Origin of the sequence: Polaribacter glomeratus (genome assembly GCF_002954665.1) — a bacterium.
GTDB lineage: Bacteria > Bacteroidota > Bacteroidia > Flavobacteriales > Flavobacteriaceae > Polaribacter > Polaribacter glomeratus.
Genome location: NZ_MSCM01000001.1, coordinates 2191470 through 2212973, shown reverse-complemented (window position 1 = coordinate 2212973; position 21504 = coordinate 2191470). Strand labels below are relative to the sequence as shown.

Genomic DNA, 21504 nt, shown 5'->3' with positions numbered 1-21504 from the left:
TTTACAACTATTTTTCTTTTCGGAATTAACATTCTTCAAAGTAAAACTTTTTTGCAGCTAGCCTTTTCTTGTTTTTTTTGGGCTTAAGAACACGAAAACTACCTATTAAGCAATATTTTAAAGGTATTTTTAAACTAATAAACTCGCATTTCATAGTAACCTTTGGGATGTTCTTTTTGGTAAATTTATATTTTATATAAAAAGGGGAAGTTGAAATTTGTTCGATGCTACTGTTTGCCTCAAATAAATGATACAAATCTTCTTTTGTAACTAATTTTTTAGCCATAACCTCTTTTGCCACTAATTTCATCACATTTCTAAAATAGCGACTAATTCTTAGTTTTTCTTCCTCTTCTTCCATAATTTATTTTTAGTTGAAAAAAATTTAATTTACATAAATTTAAGGTGATGTTAACTCAAAACATATAGCAGTATAAAAATCAATTTCCTGTTTTATTTTTTACAACTGCAAATTTTTTCTTTTATCAAATACAAATAGATACTATTAGATGCAGCACCAATAAAACCGACCATAAAAAAGTACGAATCCAGTTTCTTTGAATTAACAGTTTTAAAATTTTTTGATTCGTGTTTCCTTCAGATATTTTAAAATGTAGTGGAGCAAAACTTACAAAAGTAAATATCCACAGAAATAGCACAATTAATAAAGTGATAATAGTTGTAAAACTAAGATTTAAAAATACGGCAACTATTGCAAAAGCAAGTTGTGAAAGCATTAAAGGAACTACAATAACCGCAATACGATTTGTATATTTTTGATGCCATTTAATTAAGTCTTCGGATTTGTAATACGTAAAACTTGGGTAAATAATCAATTGTACCATCCAAATAAGTACAACCAAACCTGCATCAACCAAAATTGAAATTTGTACGATAATTTGCGAATAGTCCAACATTAGTTACTTTTTAATGAAGGCGTATTTTTGAAGCACTTCTAGACTTGTATATTGTAAAGATTTTATATGCGTTGCTTCTAGAAGAATAAAAGGAGCTTTTCCTACTTTTTCTGCCTGCAACCATCTAGAAATACACAAACACCACTTGTCACCAGCTTGTAATCCTGGAAAACTCCATTGCGGAATTGGCGTCATTAAATCATTTCCTTTAGAGGCAGAATAGTCTAAAAAATCTTGTGTAACTATTGCGCAAACGGTATGTGTGCCAACATCGTGAGAAACTGTTCTACAAAAACCATCTCTAAAATAACCAGTTGCGGGTTCTGTACAGCAGCTTTCTAAGGGTTTACTAAATACGTTTAATTCCAAAATTAATTGCTTTAAGATTATGCCTATAAAGATACAAAAACGAATTTTCTAAAACTCTTTTGCACCAAATTCGCTGTTAATAAATTTCGATTTATTTTTAGTACTATTAAAGTTATAGGTCAAATTTAATGTAACCATGTCTACCTCATACACATAATTTGTGGTCGTATAAAAAGAGCCAGTTTTATACGTTGTAATTCTTTGTTCGTTTGTCTTTAACCAACCTAAATCTATATTTTGCCATTGTAAAGTGGCAGATAACCTGTTGTCTAAAAATGTTTTTTGTAAGGTTAAATTAGGTGAATAAAAACGAGAATCTTCTCCTTGTGCGGTAACCATTTCAGATAAATAATTTAATGTGAATTGTAAAGTAGCCGTTTTCCAAAAGTTATAAGTAGAATTTAAATTGATTGAATATTGGGTGGCGTTATTACTTATTCTGTCGCCTTTATAATTGCCATTGATGTCAAAATTAAAAACATTTAAACCAATAAAATTAGACCAGTTTTTGGTTGATTTTAATTGCGCACCAACTTCTAAACCAAGTGTTTTTCCTTGCCCAACGTTTGTATAAATTCTATCTAAAATAGTATCATTATAAACTTCATTTACTCTGTTTACCAAGTTTTTTACATTTCTAAAATACGCTGTTGCATAAACTGAATTTCCTCTCTTAAATTTTTTAGAAATTCCTAATTCAACCAAATCTACAAATTCTGGAAGTAAGTTTGCATCCCCTTGTTCAAAGGTTTCAGAATGTTCTCGTTCTCTAAAAGGATTCATTTTAAAAGTAGTCGTTCTTTCTACTCTTCTGCTATAAGCGGCTTTAATTTTTGTATCATTTTCTAGAGAATATTGTAAAGTTGCTGACGGATATAATTGCAAGTAATCATACTCTAACGTTTTTTTATTAGGATCGTTTTCCGCTTGTAAAGACAATTCTCTATCCATTTTTTCCAAACGGATTCCTGCAGCATATTCCCATTTTTCTTTTTTGCCTGATAAATTTACATACCCAGAATGCAGGGTTCTTTTTAAGTCGATTTCACTGGTGAATTCTGGTACAGTTTCAAAAATACCAGTCGTATTATTTCTTCTGGTATATAAAAAATCTCCTTGGTGATTTAAAAAACGATATTGATAACCCGTTTCTAACTTTCCGAAAGTGAAATTTGAAAACTCATAATCCAGTTGAAAAAGTGTTCCATATAAAGGATTATCATTCGTATTATATTCATCTTGTAGAATTTTAGAAGTATCAGGATATCCTAAATTTCTGTTGGTAGTTGGCCCGCCAAGCAGCGTGTATTCATATAAAAAAGTGGTTGATAATTTTGAGTTATCAGCAAATTTATGCGCATAATTAAAACTACCTAAAGCAAAATCACTGGTTCTAATTCGTAAATTCTCGTTGTAATATTGAAGCATATACAATCTATTATTGCTGTTTGCGGGTTGCACAGCATTGTTATCGAAATACAAAATATCAGCTCGTCTATCTTTACTTCTTTTTCCTGCAAAAAATCCTATTGTAAATTCATTTTTTTCATCCGGAGTAAAATCAACAGTAAAACGACCGCTTACATTTTCTTCATCAAATGAACGCTCACCATCCGAAGGAAAGCTTGTTTTTACATCATTAATAATTGTAAAAACGCCGCCTTCTCTTCGTCCTGCTAAATCATTTCTTTGATAACTTGCGCCAAAAGAAAAATTCCATTTGTCTTTTCTGTAATTATAGGTTGCATCAATTCCGTAGCGTTTTGCACTTTCAGAATTATCATAATCTTCAATAGAAGGAAAACCGGACCGTATATTTACTTGTGTAAAAGCTCCGTCAATAGCACCTTTTTTAGTGAAAATATTTATAATTCCGGCTTTTCCTTCCGGATCGTATTTAGCAGACGGAGCTGTAATAACCTCCACTTTATCAATTGCATTTGCTGGAATCTGACTTAAAATAGTTGCCGCATTTCCTTGTACAGGTTTACCGTTTAACAAAACCACAAAACCAGTTGCGCCTCTTACACTAATTTCTCCCGTTCCGTTTACAGAAACCGAAGGTAAATTTCTAAGAACATCGGTTGCAGAACCACCTGCGCTATTTTTAAATTTTGTAGCATCAAAAATTTGTTTGTCAATTTTGCTAATAACAGTCGCTTTTTCTGAGGTAATTAGTATTTCGTTTAAACTGTTTCCCAATGATAATTTGATGGTTCCTATATCTTTTTTTACATCAGAAAAAACAATATTTTCTATTTCTTTAGGCTGATAGCCAATAAATGAAATTTCTAAAGAATAGGTTCCTTTTTTAATTTTATCAAACGTAAAAACACCATTTTTATTTGTTATAACTCCTGTAATTAAGTTTTTAGGTGATTGACTGTAAAGTGCCGCAGTTGCATATTCTAAAGGAAAACTATCATCAGAATCAATAATTTTACCGGTTATTTGAGCGGATATAAATGGAGTTGTGCTAATTAGTAAAATTAACCAACTTTTTTGTGATTTACTTTTAAAAAAAATTAAATACATATTTTATTTTGAGGATACCATTTCTGTTGTTGCAACCGTTCTAAAACCCATGTGATCTGAGCCAGAATCTATTGCGACGCCCATTTTTGCAGAAATTCTAAAACTTGCACAATACGAGGCATGGCATAAAAAAGAGCCACCTTTCATTATATGTTCTAATTGATACGGATTATTTGGGCTGTAAGACTTGTTTGCGCCTTTAGGATTTACTATTGGTTTAGAAATATCTATTTCATTATAGTAATTTACGTTGAATAAATCTGCTGTAATTTCCCAAACATTACCAGTCATGTCATACAAACCAATACTATTTGCTGGATACGATTTTACGGGCGAAATAAATTCGAATCCGTCTTTAGAATCATTTCTTGTAGGAAAAACACCTTGCCAAGTATTTGCATTTGCATTTAAAATAGAAGCGTCATTCCCCCATGTAAAAATCGTGTTTGAGTTGGTTCCTTGCGCAGCAGATTCCCATTCAGATTCTGTTGGCAAACGTCTATTTGCCCATTTGCAATATGCCAATGCGTCTTCTAAAGCAATGTGAACCACAGGGTAATTTTCTTTTCCTTCTAGGCCAGAATTCGGGCCTTCTGGATGTTTCCAATTTGCACCTATTTTCCACGTCCACCATTGTCCGTAATTATTCATATCTGCAATTGCATTTATGTTTTTATTAAAAATTAAACTGCCAGGTTGTAAAATAGAATCATTAGGTTTAGGCGTGTTTGCAGGTAATTGCGTTTTCATTTCTTCCCAATCTATTTTTCTTTCTGCAATCGTTACATATTTTGTAGCATTTACAAACGCTGTATATTGTTTGTTGGTAACTTCTGTAGCGTCTATATAAAAACCATCGACCGTAACTAAATGTGCCGGTTTTTCTCTAGGCATTGCAAACTTATCGGTCTCTTTTGCGCCTTGTAAAAAGGTTTTGCTCTTTACCCAAATCATGCCTTCAGGAGTCTTTATTTCGGATATTTCTGGTGTTTTTGGGGTTTCGCTTTTTGAGTTTTTACAACTAGAAAGCACTAAAAAAGTTAAAAAAAGGAACGAATAATAGGTGAAAGCTGCTGGTTTATTTTGATATAACATGGTTTGTTTCTTGAAATGTAAAAATAAGTTATTATTTAATTTCTCTACAGTTTATAGGCTTACAATGTTAAGTGAATTTTATTTATAAACCTACTAGTACTTACCAGTTGTTTAATTGGAATTTTATTTTATATTTGTAACATGGAAATTGTGTCGTTACAAAAAGATTCTGGAACACCTAAATACAAGCAAATAGTTACTTCTATTGAAAATGCTATTATTAATGGTTTACTAAAAAAAGGAGATAAATTACCATCATTAAACACTATAAAAAATCAACATTCCCTTTCTAGAGACACCGTTTTAGTAGCTTTTAACGAATTGAAAAATAGGGGAATTATTCATTCAATAGTAGGTAAAGGATATTATGTTTCTACCGAAAATGTAGTGGTTGAGCAAAAAATATTTTTGTTATTTGATGAATTAAACTCTTTTAAAGAAGACTTATATAACTCCTTTTTAAATAATCTAGGAGATAATATTCAGGTTGATATTTTTTTCCATCACTTTAATAGCAACATTTTTGCAAAACTTATTAATGATAATATAGGCAATTACAGTTCTTATGTAATTATGCCAGCAAATTTAGTGGGCACAGAAAAAATAATTCAAAATTTGCCAAAAGAGAAAGTATATATTTTAGATCAGGTTCATAAAGGTTTAGAAGAATATCCTGCAGTTTATCAGAATTTTGAAAAAGATATTTTTAACGGACTTTATGCTGCATTAACGCACATCTCAAACTATCAAAAAATAGTTTTATTATTTTCTGATGAAAAACAACCAAAAGGCATTTTACAAGGATTTCAATTATTCTGTAATCAGCATAACCTTGTCTCCGAAGTTGTTTCGTCGATAAAAGACAGAGTTCCAGAAATAGGGGAATTATACCTTGTTTTAGATGATCAAAACTTGATTAGAATCATCAAAAAAATAAAAGAAAATAAGCTTGTTTTAGGAAAAAACATTGGCATTATCTCTTTTAATGATAGCTTGTTAAAAGAGGTTGTAGAAAACGGAATTACCACAATTTCTACTGATTTTAATTTGATGGGAAAAAAACTGGCTCAAATGGTTTTGAATAATGAACAAATTAAAATAGAAAATCCGAGTAGTTTAATTTTAAGAAAATCAATTTAAAAAGAATGTATACAGTTGAGGAAATAACAGAAAATAATTTTAGTTTTTTAGAATTAAAAAACACCAATAATACGGCGAAAGCAAGAATTTTTTTAGACGAAGGCGGTAGACTTCAAGAATTAAAATTTAAGGATATCTTTTTGATTAAAGAGCAGCCAAATTTTGAGTATAAAGTTTCATATGCATCTTCCATCTTGTTTCCTTTTGCAAGCAGAATTCGAGAAGGAAAATACTTGTTTCAAGAAAAAGAATATCAACTAAATTGCAATCAAACTGGTGAAAATGCTTTGCATGGTTTGGTGTATAATCAAAAATTTGAGTTGATTAGTAAAGAAGAAAGCACAGATTTTTGTGCTGTTACAATTGCATATAAAGAAACAAAAGAAATTAAAGGTTTTCCTTATACCTATGAAATTTATGCAACGTACATACTCACAAAAAATGAGATTACCTTATCCTTAAAAATAAAAAATACAGACTCAAAAACCTATCCTTTTACTTTAGGTTGGCATCCTTATTTTTTAAGTGATGATTTAACTAAGAGTTCTTTACGCTTTAAAAGTGATCAAAAAATTGAATTCGATACAAGTTTAATTACCAAAAAAATAATAGACCATAAAACCGAAGCCGAGTTTAACATTGAAGACAAACAATTAGATGATTGTTTTATTTTAAAGACAAATGTTGTACAATTTAAAACGCCGTCTTATCAAATAGAAATTTCTACGGATAAAAAAGAAAATTATTTGCAATTATACACTCCAAAAGGTTTTTCTGTTATCGCAATAGAACCTATGACAGGAGTTTCTAATAGTTTTAATAATAAAATAGGATTGCAATTTTTAGCGCCTAATGAAAGCTATGCTATAACTTGGAATGTGAAATTGATAAACAATTAATCCTAATAAAATGAGTGCTGCACTAATAAAAGATGTAAAAATAAAGTTTATAAAAACGTTTAAAGCCCAACCAATTTTGGTTTTTTCTCCGGGAAGAATAAATATTATAGGAGAACATACAGATTATAACGGAGGTTTTGTTTTTCCTGCAGCTGTTGATAAAGGAATTGCCGCAGCAATTCAAAAAAGCAATGCAGGTTTTTGCACGGCAATTGCATTAGATTTAAATAGTACTATCGAGTTTGAGTTAGACAAACTAAAACCGTCTAAAGAAGGAAGTTGGGAAAACTACGTTTTAGGTGTGGTGGCAGAAATACAAAATAGAAATAAAGTTGTTGGCAATTTCAACATCATTTTTAAAGGAAATATTCCTGGAGGTGCAGGCATGTCGTCATCTGCAGCTTTAGAAAATAGTGTAGTTTTTGGTTTAAATGAATTGTTTGATTTAGACTTAACAAAAACAGAAATGATTTTAATTTCACAAAAAGCAGAACACAATTATGTGGGCGTAAAATGCGGAATTATGGATCAATATGCAAGTATGTTTGGGATTAAAAACAATGCATTATTATTAGATTGTAGAACGATAGAATCTAAGCCTTACGAAATCGATTTTAAAGACCATCAATTACTATTGATAAACACAAACGTAAAACACAGCTTGTCAGACAGCGCATATAATGACAGACGTTCTGCTTGTGAAAACGTTGCTAAAATGTTAAAAATTAAAACTTTAAGAGAAGCATCCGAAGAAGATTTAGAAAAAATTATAGACAAAGTTACTCCAGAAAATTATCAGAAAGCATTGTATGTTATTCAAGAAATAGACAGAACTCAAAAAGCAGCAAAAGCTATTGAGGAAAACGATTTGGTAACTTTAGGTGCTTTAATTTATGCTTCGCATAATGGTTTGCAACATCAATATAAAGTAAGTTGTACAGAATTAGATTTTTTAGTTGCGCAAGCAAAGAAAAACAAACATGTTTTAGGTGCAAGAATGATGGGTGGTGGTTTTGGTGGCTGCACGATTAACTTAATCGCAAAATCGGAAGCAAGAGCATTTGCAGAAGCTGCATCTATAGCATTTAAAAATAAATTCAAGAATGAATGTGCTGTCTATTTTGTAGAACTTTCTGATGGCACACATCTAGTTAAATAATCAACTAAAAAAACACCAAAAATGGAAAACACTAATTTACAAGATTATTCGCATAAAAGATTCAACATACTAACTGGCGAATGGGTTTTGGTTTCTCCGCACAGAGCAAAACGTCCTTGGCAAGGTCAGAATGAAGAAATATCTTCAGAAAAAAGACCCGCGTATGATGAAACTTGTTATTTATGCGCAACAAATACAAGAATTAACGGAGAAATAAACCCTGATTATAAAGACGTTTTTGTTTTTACAAACGATTTTGCGGCGCTGCAAAAAGATTCACCTTCTTTTTCTGTAAATGATGGCTTGTTAAAGGCACAAAGCGAAACCGGAATTTGTAAAGTAATTTGTTTTAGTCCAGATCATTCTAAAAGTCTAGCACAAATGGAAGTGGAAGATATTAAAAAAGTGGTGCATGCTTGGCAAAGAGAATTCAAGGATTTAGGCGCAAATGAAAACATCAACTATGTGCAAATTTTTGAAAATAAAGGCGCTGTAATGGGTTGTAGTAATCCGCATCCTCATGGACAAATATGGAGTCAATCTACTTTGCCAAACGAAGTGGATAAAAAAAATCATCAGCAAAAAGAATATTTTACCAAAAATAACTCAAGTCTTTTAGGTGATTATTTACAGCAAGAATTAGCAGTGAATGAACGAATTATTTTTCAAAATGATGATTTTGTGGTGTTAATTCCGTTTTGGGCAATTTGGCCTTTTGAAGCGATGATTGCTCCTAAAAAAGCACAAAAAGATATTTTAGAATTATCGGACGTTGAAGCAAAAAACTTTGCAGAAGCAATTGCTATAATTACGCAATTGTATGATAAATTGTTTCATACTTCCTTTCCGTATTCAAGCGGAATTCATCAAGCACCAACAAACGGAGAAGAAAATAAGCATTGGCATTGGCACATGAGTTTTTATCCGCCGTTGTTAAGAAGTGCAACTATTAAGAAATTTATGGTAGGTTATGAGATGTTTGGTTCTCCGCAGAGAGATATTACGGCAGAAGTTGCCGCTAAAAAATTAAGAGAATTACTATAATACAGATAATAAGAGAAGGGTTTTAAATTTTAAATATTGCATATTATCATAAGATTATGTAGTTTGTTTGATTTTTACGCAATAAAAACAAGTGTATTTGTAATATTCGTAAAACTTTACAAAGTTTTTTAATAATATTTGTAAATACCAATTTAATCTTTAGATTTGTTGCTCACAAAGAAAAATAAGATGTTAAATAACAGTTTTACACGTTTCTATTTTTACTTTTATTTTTACAATAAAAGCAGAGACTTTGTATCATGTTATTAAGTAACACATATAAAATATAAAGTCTCGAATTTAATTCGAGGCTTTTTTTTTGACATTATTTGTAATTAATGAATAAAATTATTGCCATACAAGGAGCGCAAGGCTCAAATCATCATAAAGTTGCATGCGACTTCTATGGAGAATCTGTAGCATTAAAAGAATGCATGTCTTTTGATATATTAGTAGATTGTCTTTTAGATAAATCTGCAACTCTTGGTGTAATGGCTTTAGAGAACACCATTGCAGGTTCTATAATTCCTAATTACGCCTTAATAGACAATCATAACTTGCATATTATTGGCGAAGAATACTTAAATATTCATCATCATTTAATGGCTTTAGAAGGTCAAAGTATCCAAGACATTAAAGAAGTATGGTCGCATCCAATGGCATTATTGCAGTGTAAACAATTTTTTAAAAAGTATCCGCACATAAAATTAGTAGAAGATGTAGATACTGCAGATGTTGCAAAGAGAATTTCTAAAGAAAATTTAGTTGGTATTGCGGCAATTGCGCCAAAAATAGCAGCAGAAATTTTTAAATTGGTTGTTCTAGAAGACGATATTCAAACGATAAAAGACAACTCTACACGATTTGTAATAGTGCAAACAGCAAAACCAGCAGAGGATTTAGACGTTAATAAAGCATCTATTAAATTTCAGTTAAGTCATAAAAGAGGAAGTTTGGCAGCCATTTTAAACGCGATGAGCGATTGTAAAATGAATTTAACCAAAATACAATCTTTACCAGTGATTGATACACCTTGGAAATATTCATTTTTTGTAGATGTAACTTTCGAGGATTATAAGGAGTATCAAAAAGCATATTCGCTAATAGAAATAATGGCAGAAGAGTTTAAAGTTTTAGGAGTTTATAAAAATGGTAGAAAATAACGGAGTTATTATGATACAACCAGCAAAAAGATTAGACACAGTTCAAGAATACTATTTTTCTATTAAATTAAGAGAAGTACGAAATTTAGTAGCTGCAGGAAAACCAATTATCAATATGGGAATTGGTTCTCCAGATTTGCAACCGCCAGCAAAAGTAATTGAAGCAATTCAAGGAAGTTTAACGGATGCGAATGCACATAAATACCAGTCATACCAAGGTTTACCAGAATTAAGAACCGGAATTGCTGATTTTTATAAAAATAAGTATGGTGTAGCAGCGAATCCAGAAAACGAGATTTTACCTTTAATGGGAAGTAAAGAAGGGATTATGCACATTTCTTTGGCTTTTTTAAATGAAGGTGATCAAGTATTAATTCCGAATCCTGGATACCCAACATACACATCTGTAACTAATTTAGTTGGCGCAGCGCCACTTTTTTATAATTTAAGTGAAGAAAATAATTGGCAACCAAATTTTGAGGAATTAGAAGCTCAAGATTTATCAGGTGTAAAAATAATGTGGGTCAATTATCCGCACATGCCAACAGGCACAAATGCAACTATAGAAACGTTAGAAAAATTAGTTGCATTTGGTAAAAAGCATCAGATTTTAATTATAAACGACAATCCGTATAGTTTTATTTTAAACGATAATCCTATCAGTATTTTACAAGTAGAAGGCGCAAAAGACATTGCTTTAGAGTTAAATTCTTTAAGTAAAACTTTTAATATGTCGGGCTGGCGCGTTGGTATGGTTTTAGGAAATGCTAAATTTATAAATGAAATTTTAAAAGTAAAAAGTAATATGGATTCTGGTATGTTTTACGGAATTCAAAAAGGTGCCATAGAAGCGTTACAATTATCGAATGATTGGTTTGCCACGCAAAATAAAATCTATAAAGAACGTAGAGCTTTAATCTGGGAATTGGCAGATAAGTTAGAAACAACCTACGATAAAAATGCAACAGGTTTATTTGTTTGGGCAAAAATTGCCGAAGGAAAAAAATCGGAAGAAGTTACAGATTTTGTGCTCTATGACAAAGATATTTTTATTACGCCAGGAACTGTTTTTGGTTCTCAAGGAGAGGGATATATTCGTTTTTCACTGTGTGTAACATCAGAAATTATAAAAGAAGCGATTCTTAGGTTTGACAAGTAAGTGGGCAGTTTTTCAGTAGCAGTAGACAGTTAGTTTGTTTGTGGAAAAGGGTTTTAGTAAATAGTTGCAGTTTACAAGTTTTATCAATTTAGAGAAAGCGAGAATTACAATCTCAAAATTAAAAGAGTTAAGAATAAAATGAACGTATTTATAATCGGAGTTGGTTTAATTGGCGGAAGTATGGCGTTAGATATTCAAAAAGAATATGCAGAAGCTGTTATTTATGGAGTCGATTTAAATGATGAAAATCTAAACGAAGCGATAAAATTAGGCGTAATTCATAAAAAAGCAACGTTTACAGATTTAGAAATTGCAACGATTGTAATTGTTTCAATTCCGGTGGATGCACAATTAGAAGTAGTTCCGAAAGTTTTAGATCATATAAACGACCATTGTTTAGTAATCGACGCAGGTTCTACAAAACAACAGATTTGTAAAGTGTTAGAAAACCATCCGAAGAGAAGAAATTTTTTAGCAGGTCATCCAATTGCCGGAACAGAGTTTTCTGGACCAAGTGCGGCAATTACAGGCTTGTTTCAAAACAAGACAAATATTATTTGTGAAGTAGAAAAAACAGCTTTTAAATTACAAGAAAAAGCTTTGGAAATTTTCGCAAAATTAGGAATGAGAATTCGGTATATGGATGCTGTTTCTCATGATAAACACATTGCGTATGTATCGCATTTATCGCACATAAGTGCGTTTATGTTGGGTAAAACGGTGATTAATAAAGAGAAAAATGAACGTGATATTTTTGATATGGCAGGTTCAGGATTTGCATCTACAGTTCGTTTGGCAAAAAGTTCGCCAGCAATGTGGACGCCAATTTTTAAACAAAATAAAGAAAACATACTAGAAACATTAGAAGAATATATTGGCAATTTAAAACACTTTAAAGAGTTGATGGAGCAGGATAATTTCTCTGAAATTTATAATGAAATGGAGAATACAAATTATATAAAACAAATTTTAAACGGTATAAAATAAATATACCACAATCAATAGAAAAATGAAGAATACAAAAGAATTAAGAACATGGTTGGATGACATGAAATTAGAGCATCCTCTAGTAATAGCAGGGCCTTGTAGTGCAGAAACCGAAGAGCAGGTTTTAAAAATTGCACACGAATTAAAAGATTCTGATGTAAATTATTTTAGAGCAGGAATTTGGAAACCAAGAACAAGACCAGGAATGTTTGAAGGTGTTGGAGAAATTGGTTTGCGATGGTTGAAAAAAGTAAAAGCAGAAACAGGCATGAAAACCTGTACAGAAGTTGCAAATGCAGCACATGTAAAACTAGCAATCGATAATGACGTAGATCTATTGTGGATTGGCGCACGTTCTACAGTTTCGCCTTTTATTATGCAAGAAATTGCAGATGCGTTGCAAGGTACAGACAAAATTGTGTTGGTTAAAAATCCGGTAAATCCAGATTTAGCTTTGTGGTTAGGCGGTATCGAAAGATTATATACGGCAGGAATCAAAAATCTTGGCGCAATTCATAGAGGATTTTCTACCTACGAAAAAACAAAATATAGAAATATTCCAGAATGGCAGTTAGCGATTGAGTTTCAAAATAGATTTCCAGATTTACCATTAATTTGTGATCCATCGCATATTACAGGAAACAGAGAAATGATTTTTGATGTTTCTCAAACGGCTTTAGATTTAAATTTTGATGGTTTAATGATTGAAACTCATTTCGATCCAGAAAATGCTTGGAGTGATGCTGCACAGCAAGTTACGCCTACAAAATTGAAGCAGATTATGGAGGATTTAAAAATTAGAAAAGAGACGAATACAGAAGCAGAATACCAAAGTTCTTTAGATAATTTACGTGCTCAAATTAATGTAGCAGATAATCAATTGATGGATTTGTTAGGAAAACGTATGAAAGTTTCTGATAAAATTGGTGCTTTAAAGAAAGAGAAAAACGTAGCTGTTTTGCAGTCTAAACGTTGGAATGAAATTCTTGGAAACATGATTTTAGAAGGTGAAAGTAAAGGTTTAAGTGAAGAATTTGTTTTAAAAATGTTTAAAGCAATTCACCAAGAATCTATCAATCATCAAGAAAAAGTGATTAACGGATAATAATCTGGTAAGATTAGTATGCTGAACTTGTTTCAGTATCTGTTATAAATATTTATATAAAATACCTTCAAGTTTTTAAAATTTGAAGGTATTTTTTTTGGGCGTTCCCAAGCAAAAAAGCTTGGTCAGGCTTTCGTTACTCGCTTTTTTATGCTGAATTTATTCCAGCGTCTGTAAATATTCAAAAGCAATTTATTGATTACAAAAGATATTGAATCGAGTAAAGCATAAAAAGAGCTCAAACAGGCCACTCAATCCTTAACGCGAATCGCTAACTTTAATTAGATAATTTTTTAAAATTAGTATTCGAACATCCAAATCCCTTCGGTTTTAAAAATTTGAAGGATATTTTACTCAAAACCTTTGAGGTTTAATTATCATCCAAAAACGATGTTTTTGATGTTTCGATGTGGTAAAAAAAAATAATGGCTCATTTCTATGCGTTTTTTTTAGATTATCACTTCGAGTGAAATTTATTTTTCAGAAATTTTGTATCGAGAAGTTATTTTTTAATGCAATAATTTGTCCCAATTTTAAAGCATTTTTTCATAAATCAATTTTAATTCAGCATCTTTGTAGCAATGACAGGAATTGTATACAAATCTACAGGAAGTTGGTATCACGTTAAATCGAAAGATGGTGAGTTTCATAAATGTAGAATGAAAGGTAAATTCAGAATTGAAGGCATCAGAAGCACTAATCCCATTGCGGTTGGTGATAAAGTTGTGTTCGATTTAGAAAAAAAGGGAGACGAAGAAACAGGTGTAATTAAAAAGATTTTAGACAGAGATAATTTCATCGTCAGAAAATCTGTAAACCTGTCTAAACAAATACACATTATTGCATCTAATATAGACCAGGTTTTTTTACTAATTACTATTGACAATCCACCAACATTTCCTGCTTTTATTGATCGCTTTTTAGTTTCTACAAGAGCCTACCGAATTGAAACTATTTTGGTTTTTAATAAAATAGATTCGTATGAACTTGAGCAAAGAGCAGCCGTTTTATACTTAAAAGATATTTACGAAAAGATTGGGTATACTTGTGTGGAAGTTTCATCAACAGAAAATAAAAACGTAGACACCATTAAAGAATTAATGACTGGTAAAACATCTATGTTTGTTGGTCATTCTGGAGTAGGGAAATCAACTTTAGTAAATGCAATTGAACCAACCTTAAACTTAAAAACCAAACAAATTTCTGAACAACACAAACAAGGTCAACACACTACAACATTTGCAGAAATGTTTGATTTAAGTTTTGATGCAAGAATTATTGACACACCGGGAATTAAAGGATTCGGAATTGTAGACATCGATAAATACGAATTAGGAGATTATTTTCCAGAGTTTTTTGCTTTAAAACAAGATTGTAAATTCAATAATTGTATCCATACAAAAGAACCACATTGTGCTGTAAAAGATGCGTTAGAAAAAGACGAAATCTCTTGGTCTAGATATAAAAGTTATCTTCAAATTTTAAACGGAGAAGAAGAATCTGAACATTATAGAACAGATATTTGGGACGGAGAAGAAGATTTTGAATAAGGAATGAAAATAGTAATTCAAAGAGTTTCTGAAGCCAGTGTTACCATTAATGAACTAGAAGAAGTAGCGTCTATCAAAAAAGGATTGTTGATTCTTTTAGGAATTGTGGACGATGATACACAAGATGATATTGATTTCTTAGTAAGAAAAGTTGCAAATCTTCGCATTTTTAATGATGAAAATGAAGTGATGAATACCTCACTGTTAGATATTGATGGCGAAGTTATTGTAGTGAGTCAGTTTACGTTGCAAGCATCCACCAAAAAAGGAAACAGACCGAGTTATATAAAAGCTGCAAAGTCGGTTATTGCCATTCCTTTGTATGAAAATTTTGTACAAACTTTAGAAAAAGAAGTAAGCAAAAAAGTACAAACGGGGCAATTTGGCGCAGATATGAAAGTAGCGCTCATAAATGACGGACCGGTTACAATTATTATCGATTCTAAGAATAAAGAGTGATTTTTTATGGATTTTTTTGATGTTCATACGCATAGTTTTTCTTTGGATAAAAATGTGTTTTCAATCCTAAATACGTATCCGAATTCATTAGATTTTACGCAACCTTTTTCAATCGGAATTCATCCTTGGTATCTTACTATTGATAAAATTGAAGAAGAATTAGTATTTGTAGAAAATAAACTTCAGGGTAAAAATTGTTTTGCATTGGGAGAATGTGGTTTAGATAAATTAATTGCTGTTGATTTTGAACTTCAAAGAGAAGTCTTTAAAAAACAAATTCAAATCTCAGAAAAATATAAAAAGCCACTAATTATTCATTGTGTAAAAGCATATCAAGAAATTATTGAAATCAAAAAAGAAGTAAAACCCACGCAAGTTTGGATTTTACACGGATTCAATAAAAACAAACAACTTGCAGAAAGCTTCCTTAAAAACGGAATAATTCTTTCTTTTGGTTCGGCAATTATAAAAAATAAAAAATTACAAGAAGTGTTTTTAGAATTGCCAATTTCATCACTTTTATTAGAAACAGATGCTTCAGATATTGAGATTCAAGAAATTTATCAGAAAGCATCAGAAATAAAAAATAGTAGTTTAAAAGATTTGCAGGCTGCAATTCATCAGAATTTTAAAAGAATATTTATACAATGAGTTGGTTAGAACGCACAGAATTATTAGTTCAAAAAGAAGGATTAGAAAAACTAACAAATGCTAATATTTTAATTGTTGGTTTGGGCGGTGTAGGTTCTTTTGCTGCCGAATTTATTGCTAGAGCAGGTGTAAATAAAATAACACTTGTAGACGGCGATGTTTTTGATATCACGAATAAAAACAGACAATTAACGGCACTCGATTCCACAATAGGTAAATCGAAAGCACAAGTTTTAGCAAGTAGGTTAAAAGATATTAATTCAGCAATTGAGTTAACGGTTTTAGAAGAATTTTTATCCCCTGAAAGGGCGTATGAAATTGTATCCGAAGAATTTGACTATGTATTGGATTGTATCGATAGCATTACGCCAAAAATTAATTTAATAGTGGCAGCTCGAAGAAAAAAAGTAAAAATAATTTCTTCGATGGGCGCAGGAGGTAAATTAGATGCAACCAAAATTAAGATTAAAGATATTTCGCAAACTAAAAATTGCACAATGGCCAGAACTGTTCGCAAAAGATTAAAAGAACGTAATGTAGATAAGGGTGTAAAAGCGGTGTATTCAGAAGAATTTCAAATAGCAGAAAGTCTAAAAATGACTGATGGCAAAAATTTTAAGAAATCATTTTATGGCACAATTAGCTATATGCCTGCTGCTTTTGGTTTGCAAGCAGCAGCTTTTGTAATTAATGAAATTATAAAAAAGTAAAATTTATTTTCCAAGGGAAATAAAATAAACGTACATTTGCACTGTAAATAATAAGATATTAATCTAAATTTAATAAAAAATGAAAAAAATAATCCTATCGTTAGTATTAGTTGCATCCGTTTTAACTGCATGTAAGACTGAGAAAAAAGAAAAATTAGCAGTAAATGAAGTTGTAGAATTTGAAGCTATTGCAGCAGAAAAGTATAACGTTGATATAGCAACATCTGTTTTAAACTGGAAAGGAACAAAACCTTTAGGTTCTCATGACGGAGTGGTTTCTTTAAAAAGCGGAAGTTTAGTTATTGAAAAGAATGAGTTAGTTGAAGGAGAATTTATTATTAATATGAGCACAATTGCAAATGTTGATATGAAAGGAACTGATGGAGCGGGCAAAATTGAAGGTCATTTAAAGTCAGAAGACTTTTTTGATGTGGCTAAATTCCCTACTTCAAAATTTGTAATTACAAATGTAGAAGAAAATGAAGACGGAAAATTAGCAGTTACAGGAAATTTAAAAATTAAAGATGTTACAAAAAGTATTACAATACCAGCTACAATTTCTACAAAAGCAGGTGTAACTACTTTTAAAAGTGACACTTTTAACATTAACAGAACAGATTTTAATGTAAGATATGGTTCAAAATCTTTCTTTGACAACTTAAAAGATAAATTTATTGATGATATTATGGAAATGTCTTTTGTTGTTAAAACAAAGGCGTAAGTATCCTAAAAGAAAATAAAAGTTTACTAATTTAAAATTATAAAAACATGAAATCTAATAAAGCTGATAGACCTTGCGGATGTGGAAATACACAAGATGCAAATGGTAATTGTGATGGATCACATTTAAATAAGTAGTTAAAAAACTATTATTTAGCATTAACTTTTTATTTAAACCCAAAACTTTTGTTTTGGGTTTTTTTATTTACAAATTAATTGCAGTTGTGTTTTTTACTTGCTCTATGGCAAAAATACTATGTGTACTGCCAATATATTTAATGGCAGTTAATTTAGAAACCATAAAATTTCTATATTCTTCCATGTCTTTTACATAGATTTTTAAAATATAATCAAAATCACCACTTACGTGGAAGCATTCAGAAACTTCCTCAAGTTTTATAATTTCACGCTCAAAAGTGGTTACATATTCTCTAGAATGTTGAATGAGTTTTAAATGACAAAAAACTAAAAAAGATTTTTCAATTTTATTTTTATTGATAATAGCCACGTATTTAGCAATCACTTTTTGATTTTCTAATTTTTTAATACGCTCATAAACAGCAGTTACAGATAAATTTAGTTGTAAAGACAGTTTTTTAGTAGTTTGTTTACTATCATTTTGCAGTAAATTGATGAGGTTTTTGTCGGTAGAATCTAATTGCATACTTAAAAATTATCTAAAAAATGATTTTTAATGAATTGTTGTTAGTTTTTAAAACTAGTATATATGTCAAATTTAGGAAAATAATCTATATATCTTCTATTAGGTTGATATAAATTCTATTTAGTTGTTGATTTGTTATAAATTTAAAACTACTACTTATGAGCTTTAACCCAGCAGATAATATTCAAGACTTACAATATTTTGGTGAATTTGGAGGCGTAAACCCTTCAATTTCAGATTCATCAACCTATACCTTTTTATCAGCAAAAACAATGTTTGATACTTTTGAAGGGAATGCAGATGGCTGTTATTTATACTCACGTCATTCAACACCAAGTAACTTATATTTAGGAAAAGCTTTAGCCGCTATGGAAGGCACAGAAACGGCAAATGTTGCAGCTTCTGGAATGGGCGCAATTACTCCTGTTTTATTGCAAATATGTGGTACAGGAGATCATATTGTTTCTAGTAGAACTATTTACGGAGGCACCTATGCATTCTTGAAAAATTTTACACCAAGATTAGGTATTAAAACTACATTCGTAGACATCACAAAATTAGATGTTGTAGAAGCAGCTATTACAAAAAATACTAAAATATTATATTGCGAATCTGTCAGTAATCCCTTGTTAGAGGTTGCAGACATTAAAGGTTTATCGGCTTTAGCTAAAAAATACAACTTAAAATTAGTGGTTGATAATACATTTTCTCCATTATCAATTTCACCAGCAAAATTAGGAGCAGACGTTGTTTGCCATAGTTTAACAAAATTTATAAATGGTTCTTCGGATACCGTTGGAGGCGTAGTTTGTGGCACGCAAGACTTCATCAATGAGTTACGTAGTGTAAATGATGGCGCATCTATGTTGTTAGGTTCTACAATGGATAGCTTGAGAGCTTCATCTATCTTAAAAAACTTGAGAACTTTACACATCAGAATGAAACAGCACAGTTTTAATGCTGCTTATTTAGCGGATAAGTTTCAAGCAGATGGCTTAATAACAGTGTATCCAGGTTTAGAATCTCATCCTTCTCATCAACTTTTTAAAAGCATGATGAATGCAGAATATGGTTTTGGAGGAATGCTTACTATTGATGCAGGTTCTCTAGAAAAAGCGAATGAATTAATGGAATTAATGCAACACAAAAATTTAGGATATTTAGCAGTGAGCTTAGGTTTTTACAAAACATTATTCTCTGCTCCAGGAAGTTCTACATCATCAGAAATACCGGTAGAAGAGCAGAAAGAAATGGGTCTTACAGATGGATTAATTCGTTTTTCTATTGGTTTAGATAATGATATTGCAAGAACGTATCAAATTATGAAAGCATGCATGATTGAGGTTGGTGTTTTAAAAAAATAGATTTTTATGAATGAAGTTATTGCATTCGGAATTTTATCTTTTACGTCTTTTTTTACGTTGATAAATCCATTTGGAACAATGCCAATTTTTATGACGATGACCGCCGATTTAGATCAAAGTCATAGAACAAAAACAGCTAAAAAAGCATCGATTGTTAGTTTTATAACAATTATTATTTTTGCGTTTTCGGGTCAGGTTTTATTTAATTTTTTCGGAATTTCTGTAAATAGTTTTAGAGTTGTTGGTGGTGTAATTTTCTTTTTAATGGGAATGGATATGTTACAGGCAAGACTAGGAAAAGTAAAATTAAAAGAATCAGAAATTAAAACGTATGTAAATGATATTTCTGTTACACCCTTAGCAATACCAATGATTTGTGGTCCAGGAGCATTAACAAATGCAATTGTAATGATGGAAGATGCAGATTCTATCGAAAAAAAAGTAGTGTTAATTTTTGCAGCTTTTGTGGTTATTTTATTAACCTACCTTATTCTGTATAGTTCGTCTAAAATTATGAAAATTTTAGGTCAAACAGGTATTAACGTAATGATGCGTTTAATGGGTTTAATTGTAATGGTTATTGCTGTAGAATTTTTCTTTACCGGATTAAAACCAATCTTATTAGACATTTTAAGAAGTATTTAAATTCCCCAATATTTTTTAATCCAACTTTATATTTTTAGTAAAGTTGGATTTTTTTTTTGAAATAAACATCCTTTAAATAGAAGTTTTTTTTAGTAGGTTTTAGACGATAAAATCTCTAAATTCCTTTAATTCGTTCTATAAACTTCGTAAAATCTTCTTTGCTTGGTCTTGTTCCGTCAAAAGGTAAAATATCCCATTCATTATCTTTATTAAAAATTGTAAAGTTAAAGATAGACGTATTAGGATCTTCCGGATTTAGCGTTGGGTATCTTAAATCTACATACTTATAAGTGCCTATTTTTTCCTTCTTTGAGACGTTGTAGTATTCATTGCTAAACCAACGTAAGGTTTGCAAATTAGCATCTGTCATATCAATTAAATCATGGTTTTTTTTAATAGTAATTATTTTTTCTGATATTGATTTTTTATCAAATAAAGAGTAAAAAGTTAAATGATAATTTTCTTCTGTTTCTGCAACTGCATACCATAAAATAGTATTAAATATTGTTGGTTGGGCAGAAAATCGATTAAAATTAATGCCTGCTTTTTCAAAGGATTTTTTAAAAACAACATCCATATATAGTTTATTGAAGACGGTAAAAATCATGTATGCAGAACTTATGTATATTCCTGTTTTTAACCACCAAGTTCTTTTGGTGTTGCTTCGGTTAAGGAACATCAAAATAATCATACACACTAAAAAAGGAAGTGTGTAAAAAGGGTCAACCACAGAAATGTTGTTAAAAGCAACTCTATAATTAGAAAATGGCGCAAATAGTTGTGTGCCATAAGGTGTAAAACAATCTAAAAGAGGATGTGTAAAAATAGCCCAAAAGAACAGCAAAATCCAATTTTTTAACGTCGTTGTTTCTTCTCTTTTACCTGTATTGTAAAGCTTATAAGTTATCCATCCAAAAATAAAACATCCTAAAAAAGCAAATAATAACGAGTGCATAAAACCTCTATGAAAAGCCATCGCTTGTATTTCATTGCTGTATAAAAAGCGCCCGATAAAAACATCAAAATCTGGTATTGTACCACCAATTGCGCCAAATAAAAGTGCTCTATTTCCAATCTTTTTTCCAAGAACAGCTTCACCACAAGCAGCACCTAAAACAATTTGAGTTAATGAATCCATAAATGCAAAAATAAGTGAAGAAATTTGATTT

The 21504-nt window shown here is 30.8% G+C and carries 22 protein-coding genes; 15 read left to right on the top strand and 7 right to left on the bottom strand.

The features are described 5' to 3' along the window. Positions 1 to 25: 25 nt before the first annotated feature. The 5 genes from BTO16_RS09390 to BTO16_RS09370 form a co-directional block, all read right to left on the bottom strand. Complete coding sequence (locus BTO16_RS09390) at positions 26 to 361, bottom strand: hypothetical protein (protein ID WP_105021321.1); 336 nt, start codon at positions 359 to 361, stop codon at positions 26 to 28. A gap of 124 nt (positions 362 to 485) precedes the next feature. After that, a complete protein-coding gene (locus BTO16_RS09385; protein ID WP_245892053.1) occupies positions 486 to 917 on the bottom strand; it encodes a hypothetical protein in 432 nt (143 codons plus the stop codon). A gap of 3 nt (positions 918 to 920) precedes the next feature. Then, positions 921 to 1286, bottom strand: a complete 366-nt coding sequence (locus tag BTO16_RS09380) for a DUF2237 family protein (protein WP_105021320.1) — start codon at positions 1284 to 1286, stop codon at positions 921 to 923. 48 nt (positions 1287 to 1334) lie between these two features. Continuing rightward, a complete protein-coding gene (locus tag BTO16_RS09375; protein ID WP_105021319.1) occupies positions 1335 to 3821 on the bottom strand; it encodes a TonB-dependent receptor domain-containing protein in 2487 nt (828 codons plus the stop codon). A 3-nt stretch (positions 3822 to 3824) separates the two neighbouring features. Further along, entirely contained in the window at positions 3825 to 4916 is a 1092-nt protein-coding gene (locus BTO16_RS09370; protein ID WP_105021318.1) for a formylglycine-generating enzyme family protein, read from the bottom strand. A gap of 141 nt (positions 4917 to 5057) precedes the next feature. Here BTO16_RS09370 and BTO16_RS09365 point away from each other — a divergent pair, with 141 nt between their 5' ends. From BTO16_RS09365 to BTO16_RS09305, 13 genes are all read left to right on the top strand, one after another. Further along, the gene (locus tag BTO16_RS09365; protein ID WP_105021317.1) at positions 5058 to 6056 is read left to right on the top strand and encodes a GntR family transcriptional regulator; all 999 of its coding nucleotides are present in this window, start codon (positions 5058 to 5060) and stop codon (positions 6054 to 6056) included. 5 nt (positions 6057 to 6061) lie between these two features. Beyond that, positions 6062 to 6955, top strand: a complete 894-nt coding sequence (locus BTO16_RS09360; protein WP_105021316.1) for an aldose 1-epimerase — start codon at positions 6062 to 6064, stop codon at positions 6953 to 6955. 10 nt (positions 6956 to 6965) lie between these two features. Beyond that, positions 6966 to 8114, top strand: coding sequence for a galactokinase (gene galK, locus BTO16_RS09355; RefSeq protein ID WP_105021315.1), 1149 nt, complete (start codon positions 6966 to 6968; stop codon positions 8112 to 8114). A gap of 21 nt (positions 8115 to 8135) precedes the next feature. Then, positions 8136 to 9158 carry a UDP-glucose--hexose-1-phosphate uridylyltransferase gene (locus tag BTO16_RS09350; RefSeq protein ID WP_105021314.1) on the top strand — a complete coding sequence of 341 codons (1023 nt, stop codon included), beginning with the start codon at positions 8136 to 8138 and terminating at the stop codon, positions 9156 to 9158. Positions 9159 to 9496: 338 nt separating this feature from the next. After that, positions 9497 to 10321: a prephenate dehydratase gene (locus tag BTO16_RS09345; RefSeq protein WP_105021313.1), complete on the top strand. Its 825-nt coding sequence runs from the start codon at positions 9497 to 9499 to the stop codon at positions 10319 to 10321. Positions 10322 to 10331: 10 nt separating this feature from the next. Beyond that, on the top strand, positions 10332 to 11480 hold the full coding sequence (locus BTO16_RS09340; RefSeq protein ID WP_105021570.1) for a pyridoxal phosphate-dependent aminotransferase: 1149 nt from the start codon (positions 10332 to 10334) through the stop codon (positions 11478 to 11480). Positions 11481 to 11618: 138 nt separating this feature from the next. Then, a complete protein-coding gene (locus tag BTO16_RS09335; protein WP_105021312.1) occupies positions 11619 to 12467 on the top strand; it encodes a prephenate dehydrogenase in 849 nt (282 codons plus the stop codon). Positions 12468 to 12489: 22 nt separating this feature from the next. Next, positions 12490 to 13572 carry a bifunctional 3-deoxy-7-phosphoheptulonate synthase/chorismate mutase type II gene (locus tag BTO16_RS09330; protein WP_105021311.1) on the top strand — a complete coding sequence of 361 codons (1083 nt, stop codon included), beginning with the start codon at positions 12490 to 12492 and terminating at the stop codon, positions 13570 to 13572. Positions 13573 to 14153: 581 nt separating this feature from the next. Then, the gene (gene rsgA / locus BTO16_RS09325; protein WP_105021310.1) at positions 14154 to 15122 is read left to right on the top strand and encodes a ribosome small subunit-dependent GTPase A; all 969 of its coding nucleotides are present in this window, start codon (positions 14154 to 14156) and stop codon (positions 15120 to 15122) included. A 3-nt stretch (positions 15123 to 15125) separates the two neighbouring features. After that, on the top strand, positions 15126 to 15581 hold the full coding sequence (gene dtd / locus BTO16_RS09320; protein ID WP_105021309.1) for a D-aminoacyl-tRNA deacylase: 456 nt from the start codon (positions 15126 to 15128) through the stop codon (positions 15579 to 15581). 6 nt (positions 15582 to 15587) lie between these two features. After that, a complete protein-coding gene (locus BTO16_RS09315; protein WP_105021308.1) occupies positions 15588 to 16232 on the top strand; it encodes a TatD family hydrolase in 645 nt (214 codons plus the stop codon). Next, complete coding sequence (locus tag BTO16_RS09310) at positions 16229 to 16942, top strand: tRNA threonylcarbamoyladenosine dehydratase (RefSeq protein ID WP_105021307.1); 714 nt, start codon at positions 16229 to 16231, stop codon at positions 16940 to 16942. Before BTO16_RS09315 ends, BTO16_RS09310 begins: the two co-directional genes overlap by 4 nt. Before the next feature lie 79 nt (positions 16943 to 17021). After that, complete coding sequence (locus tag BTO16_RS09305) at positions 17022 to 17663, top strand: YceI family protein (protein ID WP_105021306.1); 642 nt, start codon at positions 17022 to 17024, stop codon at positions 17661 to 17663. A 204-nt stretch (positions 17664 to 17867) separates the two neighbouring features. On the opposite strand, the gene BTO16_RS09300 is transcribed toward BTO16_RS09305, so the two are convergent. After that, positions 17868 to 18326 (bottom strand): Lrp/AsnC family transcriptional regulator, encoded by a 459-nt coding sequence (locus BTO16_RS09300; RefSeq protein ID WP_105021305.1) that lies wholly within the window; start codon positions 18324 to 18326, stop codon positions 17868 to 17870. Between the two features lie 158 nt (positions 18327 to 18484). Here BTO16_RS09300 and BTO16_RS09295 point away from each other — a divergent pair, with 158 nt between their 5' ends. Both BTO16_RS09295 and BTO16_RS09290 read left to right on the top strand, forming a co-directional pair. Beyond that, entirely contained in the window at positions 18485 to 19690 is a 1206-nt protein-coding gene (locus BTO16_RS09295; protein ID WP_105021304.1) for an aminotransferase class I/II-fold pyridoxal phosphate-dependent enzyme, read from the top strand. A 6-nt stretch (positions 19691 to 19696) separates the two neighbouring features. Continuing rightward, positions 19697 to 20335 (top strand): MarC family protein, encoded by a 639-nt coding sequence (locus tag BTO16_RS09290; RefSeq protein ID WP_105021303.1) that lies wholly within the window; start codon positions 19697 to 19699, stop codon positions 20333 to 20335. Between the two features lie 115 nt (positions 20336 to 20450). Here the strand turns inward: BTO16_RS09290 and BTO16_RS09285 are convergent, their stop codons facing one another. After that, the gene (locus BTO16_RS09285) at positions 20451 to 21473 is read right to left on the bottom strand and encodes a metal-dependent hydrolase (protein WP_105021302.1); all 1023 of its coding nucleotides are present in this window, start codon (positions 21471 to 21473) and stop codon (positions 20451 to 20453) included. Between the last annotated feature and the right edge of the window lie 31 nt (positions 21474 to 21504).

Bases quoted from the DNA above. Each gene is read 5' to 3' on its own strand.
- dtd (WP_105021309.1), top strand. From the start codon at position 15,126: ATGAAAATAGTAATTCAAAGAGTTTCTGAAGCCAGTGTTACCATTAAT.
- BTO16_RS09330 (WP_105021311.1), top strand. From the start codon at position 12,490: ATGAAGAATACAAAAGAATTAAGAACATGGTTGGATGACATGAAATTA.
- BTO16_RS09335 (WP_105021312.1), top strand. From the start codon at position 11,619: ATGAACGTATTTATAATCGGAGTTGGTTTAATTGGCGGAAGTATGGCG.
- BTO16_RS09340 (WP_105021570.1), top strand. From the start codon at position 10,332: ATGATACAACCAGCAAAAAGATTAGACACAGTTCAAGAATACTATTTT.
- BTO16_RS09300 (WP_105021305.1), bottom strand. From the start codon at position 18,326: ATGCAATTAGATTCTACCGACAAAAACCTCATCAATTTACTGCAAAAT.
- BTO16_RS09285 (WP_105021302.1), bottom strand. From the start codon at position 21,473: ATGGATTCATTAACTCAAATTGTTTTAGGTGCTGCTTGTGGTGAAGCT.
- rsgA (WP_105021310.1), top strand. From the start codon at position 14,154: ATGACAGGAATTGTATACAAATCTACAGGAAGTTGGTATCACGTTAAA.
- BTO16_RS09310 (WP_105021307.1), top strand. From the start codon at position 16,229: ATGAGTTGGTTAGAACGCACAGAATTATTAGTTCAAAAAGAAGGATTA.
- BTO16_RS09375 (WP_105021319.1), bottom strand. From the start codon at position 3,821: ATGTATTTAATTTTTTTTAAAAGTAAATCACAAAAAAGTTGGTTAATT.
- BTO16_RS09315 (WP_105021308.1), top strand. From the start codon at position 15,588: ATGGATTTTTTTGATGTTCATACGCATAGTTTTTCTTTGGATAAAAAT.
- BTO16_RS09370 (WP_105021318.1), bottom strand. From the start codon at position 4,916: ATGTTATATCAAAATAAACCAGCAGCTTTCACCTATTATTCGTTCCTT.
- BTO16_RS09390 (WP_105021321.1), bottom strand. From the start codon at position 361: ATGGAAGAAGAGGAAGAAAAACTAAGAATTAGTCGCTATTTTAGAAAT.
- BTO16_RS09345 (WP_105021313.1), top strand. From the start codon at position 9,497: ATGAATAAAATTATTGCCATACAAGGAGCGCAAGGCTCAAATCATCAT.
- BTO16_RS09360 (WP_105021316.1), top strand. From the start codon at position 6,062: ATGTATACAGTTGAGGAAATAACAGAAAATAATTTTAGTTTTTTAGAA.
- BTO16_RS09295 (WP_105021304.1), top strand. From the start codon at position 18,485: ATGAGCTTTAACCCAGCAGATAATATTCAAGACTTACAATATTTTGGT.
- BTO16_RS09350 (WP_105021314.1), top strand. From the start codon at position 8,136: ATGGAAAACACTAATTTACAAGATTATTCGCATAAAAGATTCAACATA.
- galK (WP_105021315.1), top strand. From the start codon at position 6,966: ATGAGTGCTGCACTAATAAAAGATGTAAAAATAAAGTTTATAAAAACG.
- BTO16_RS09305 (WP_105021306.1), top strand. From the start codon at position 17,022: ATGAAAAAAATAATCCTATCGTTAGTATTAGTTGCATCCGTTTTAACT.
- BTO16_RS09290 (WP_105021303.1), top strand. From the start codon at position 19,697: ATGAATGAAGTTATTGCATTCGGAATTTTATCTTTTACGTCTTTTTTT.
- BTO16_RS09385 (WP_245892053.1), bottom strand. From the start codon at position 917: ATGTTGGACTATTCGCAAATTATCGTACAAATTTCAATTTTGGTTGAT.
- BTO16_RS09365 (WP_105021317.1), top strand. From the start codon at position 5,058: ATGGAAATTGTGTCGTTACAAAAAGATTCTGGAACACCTAAATACAAG.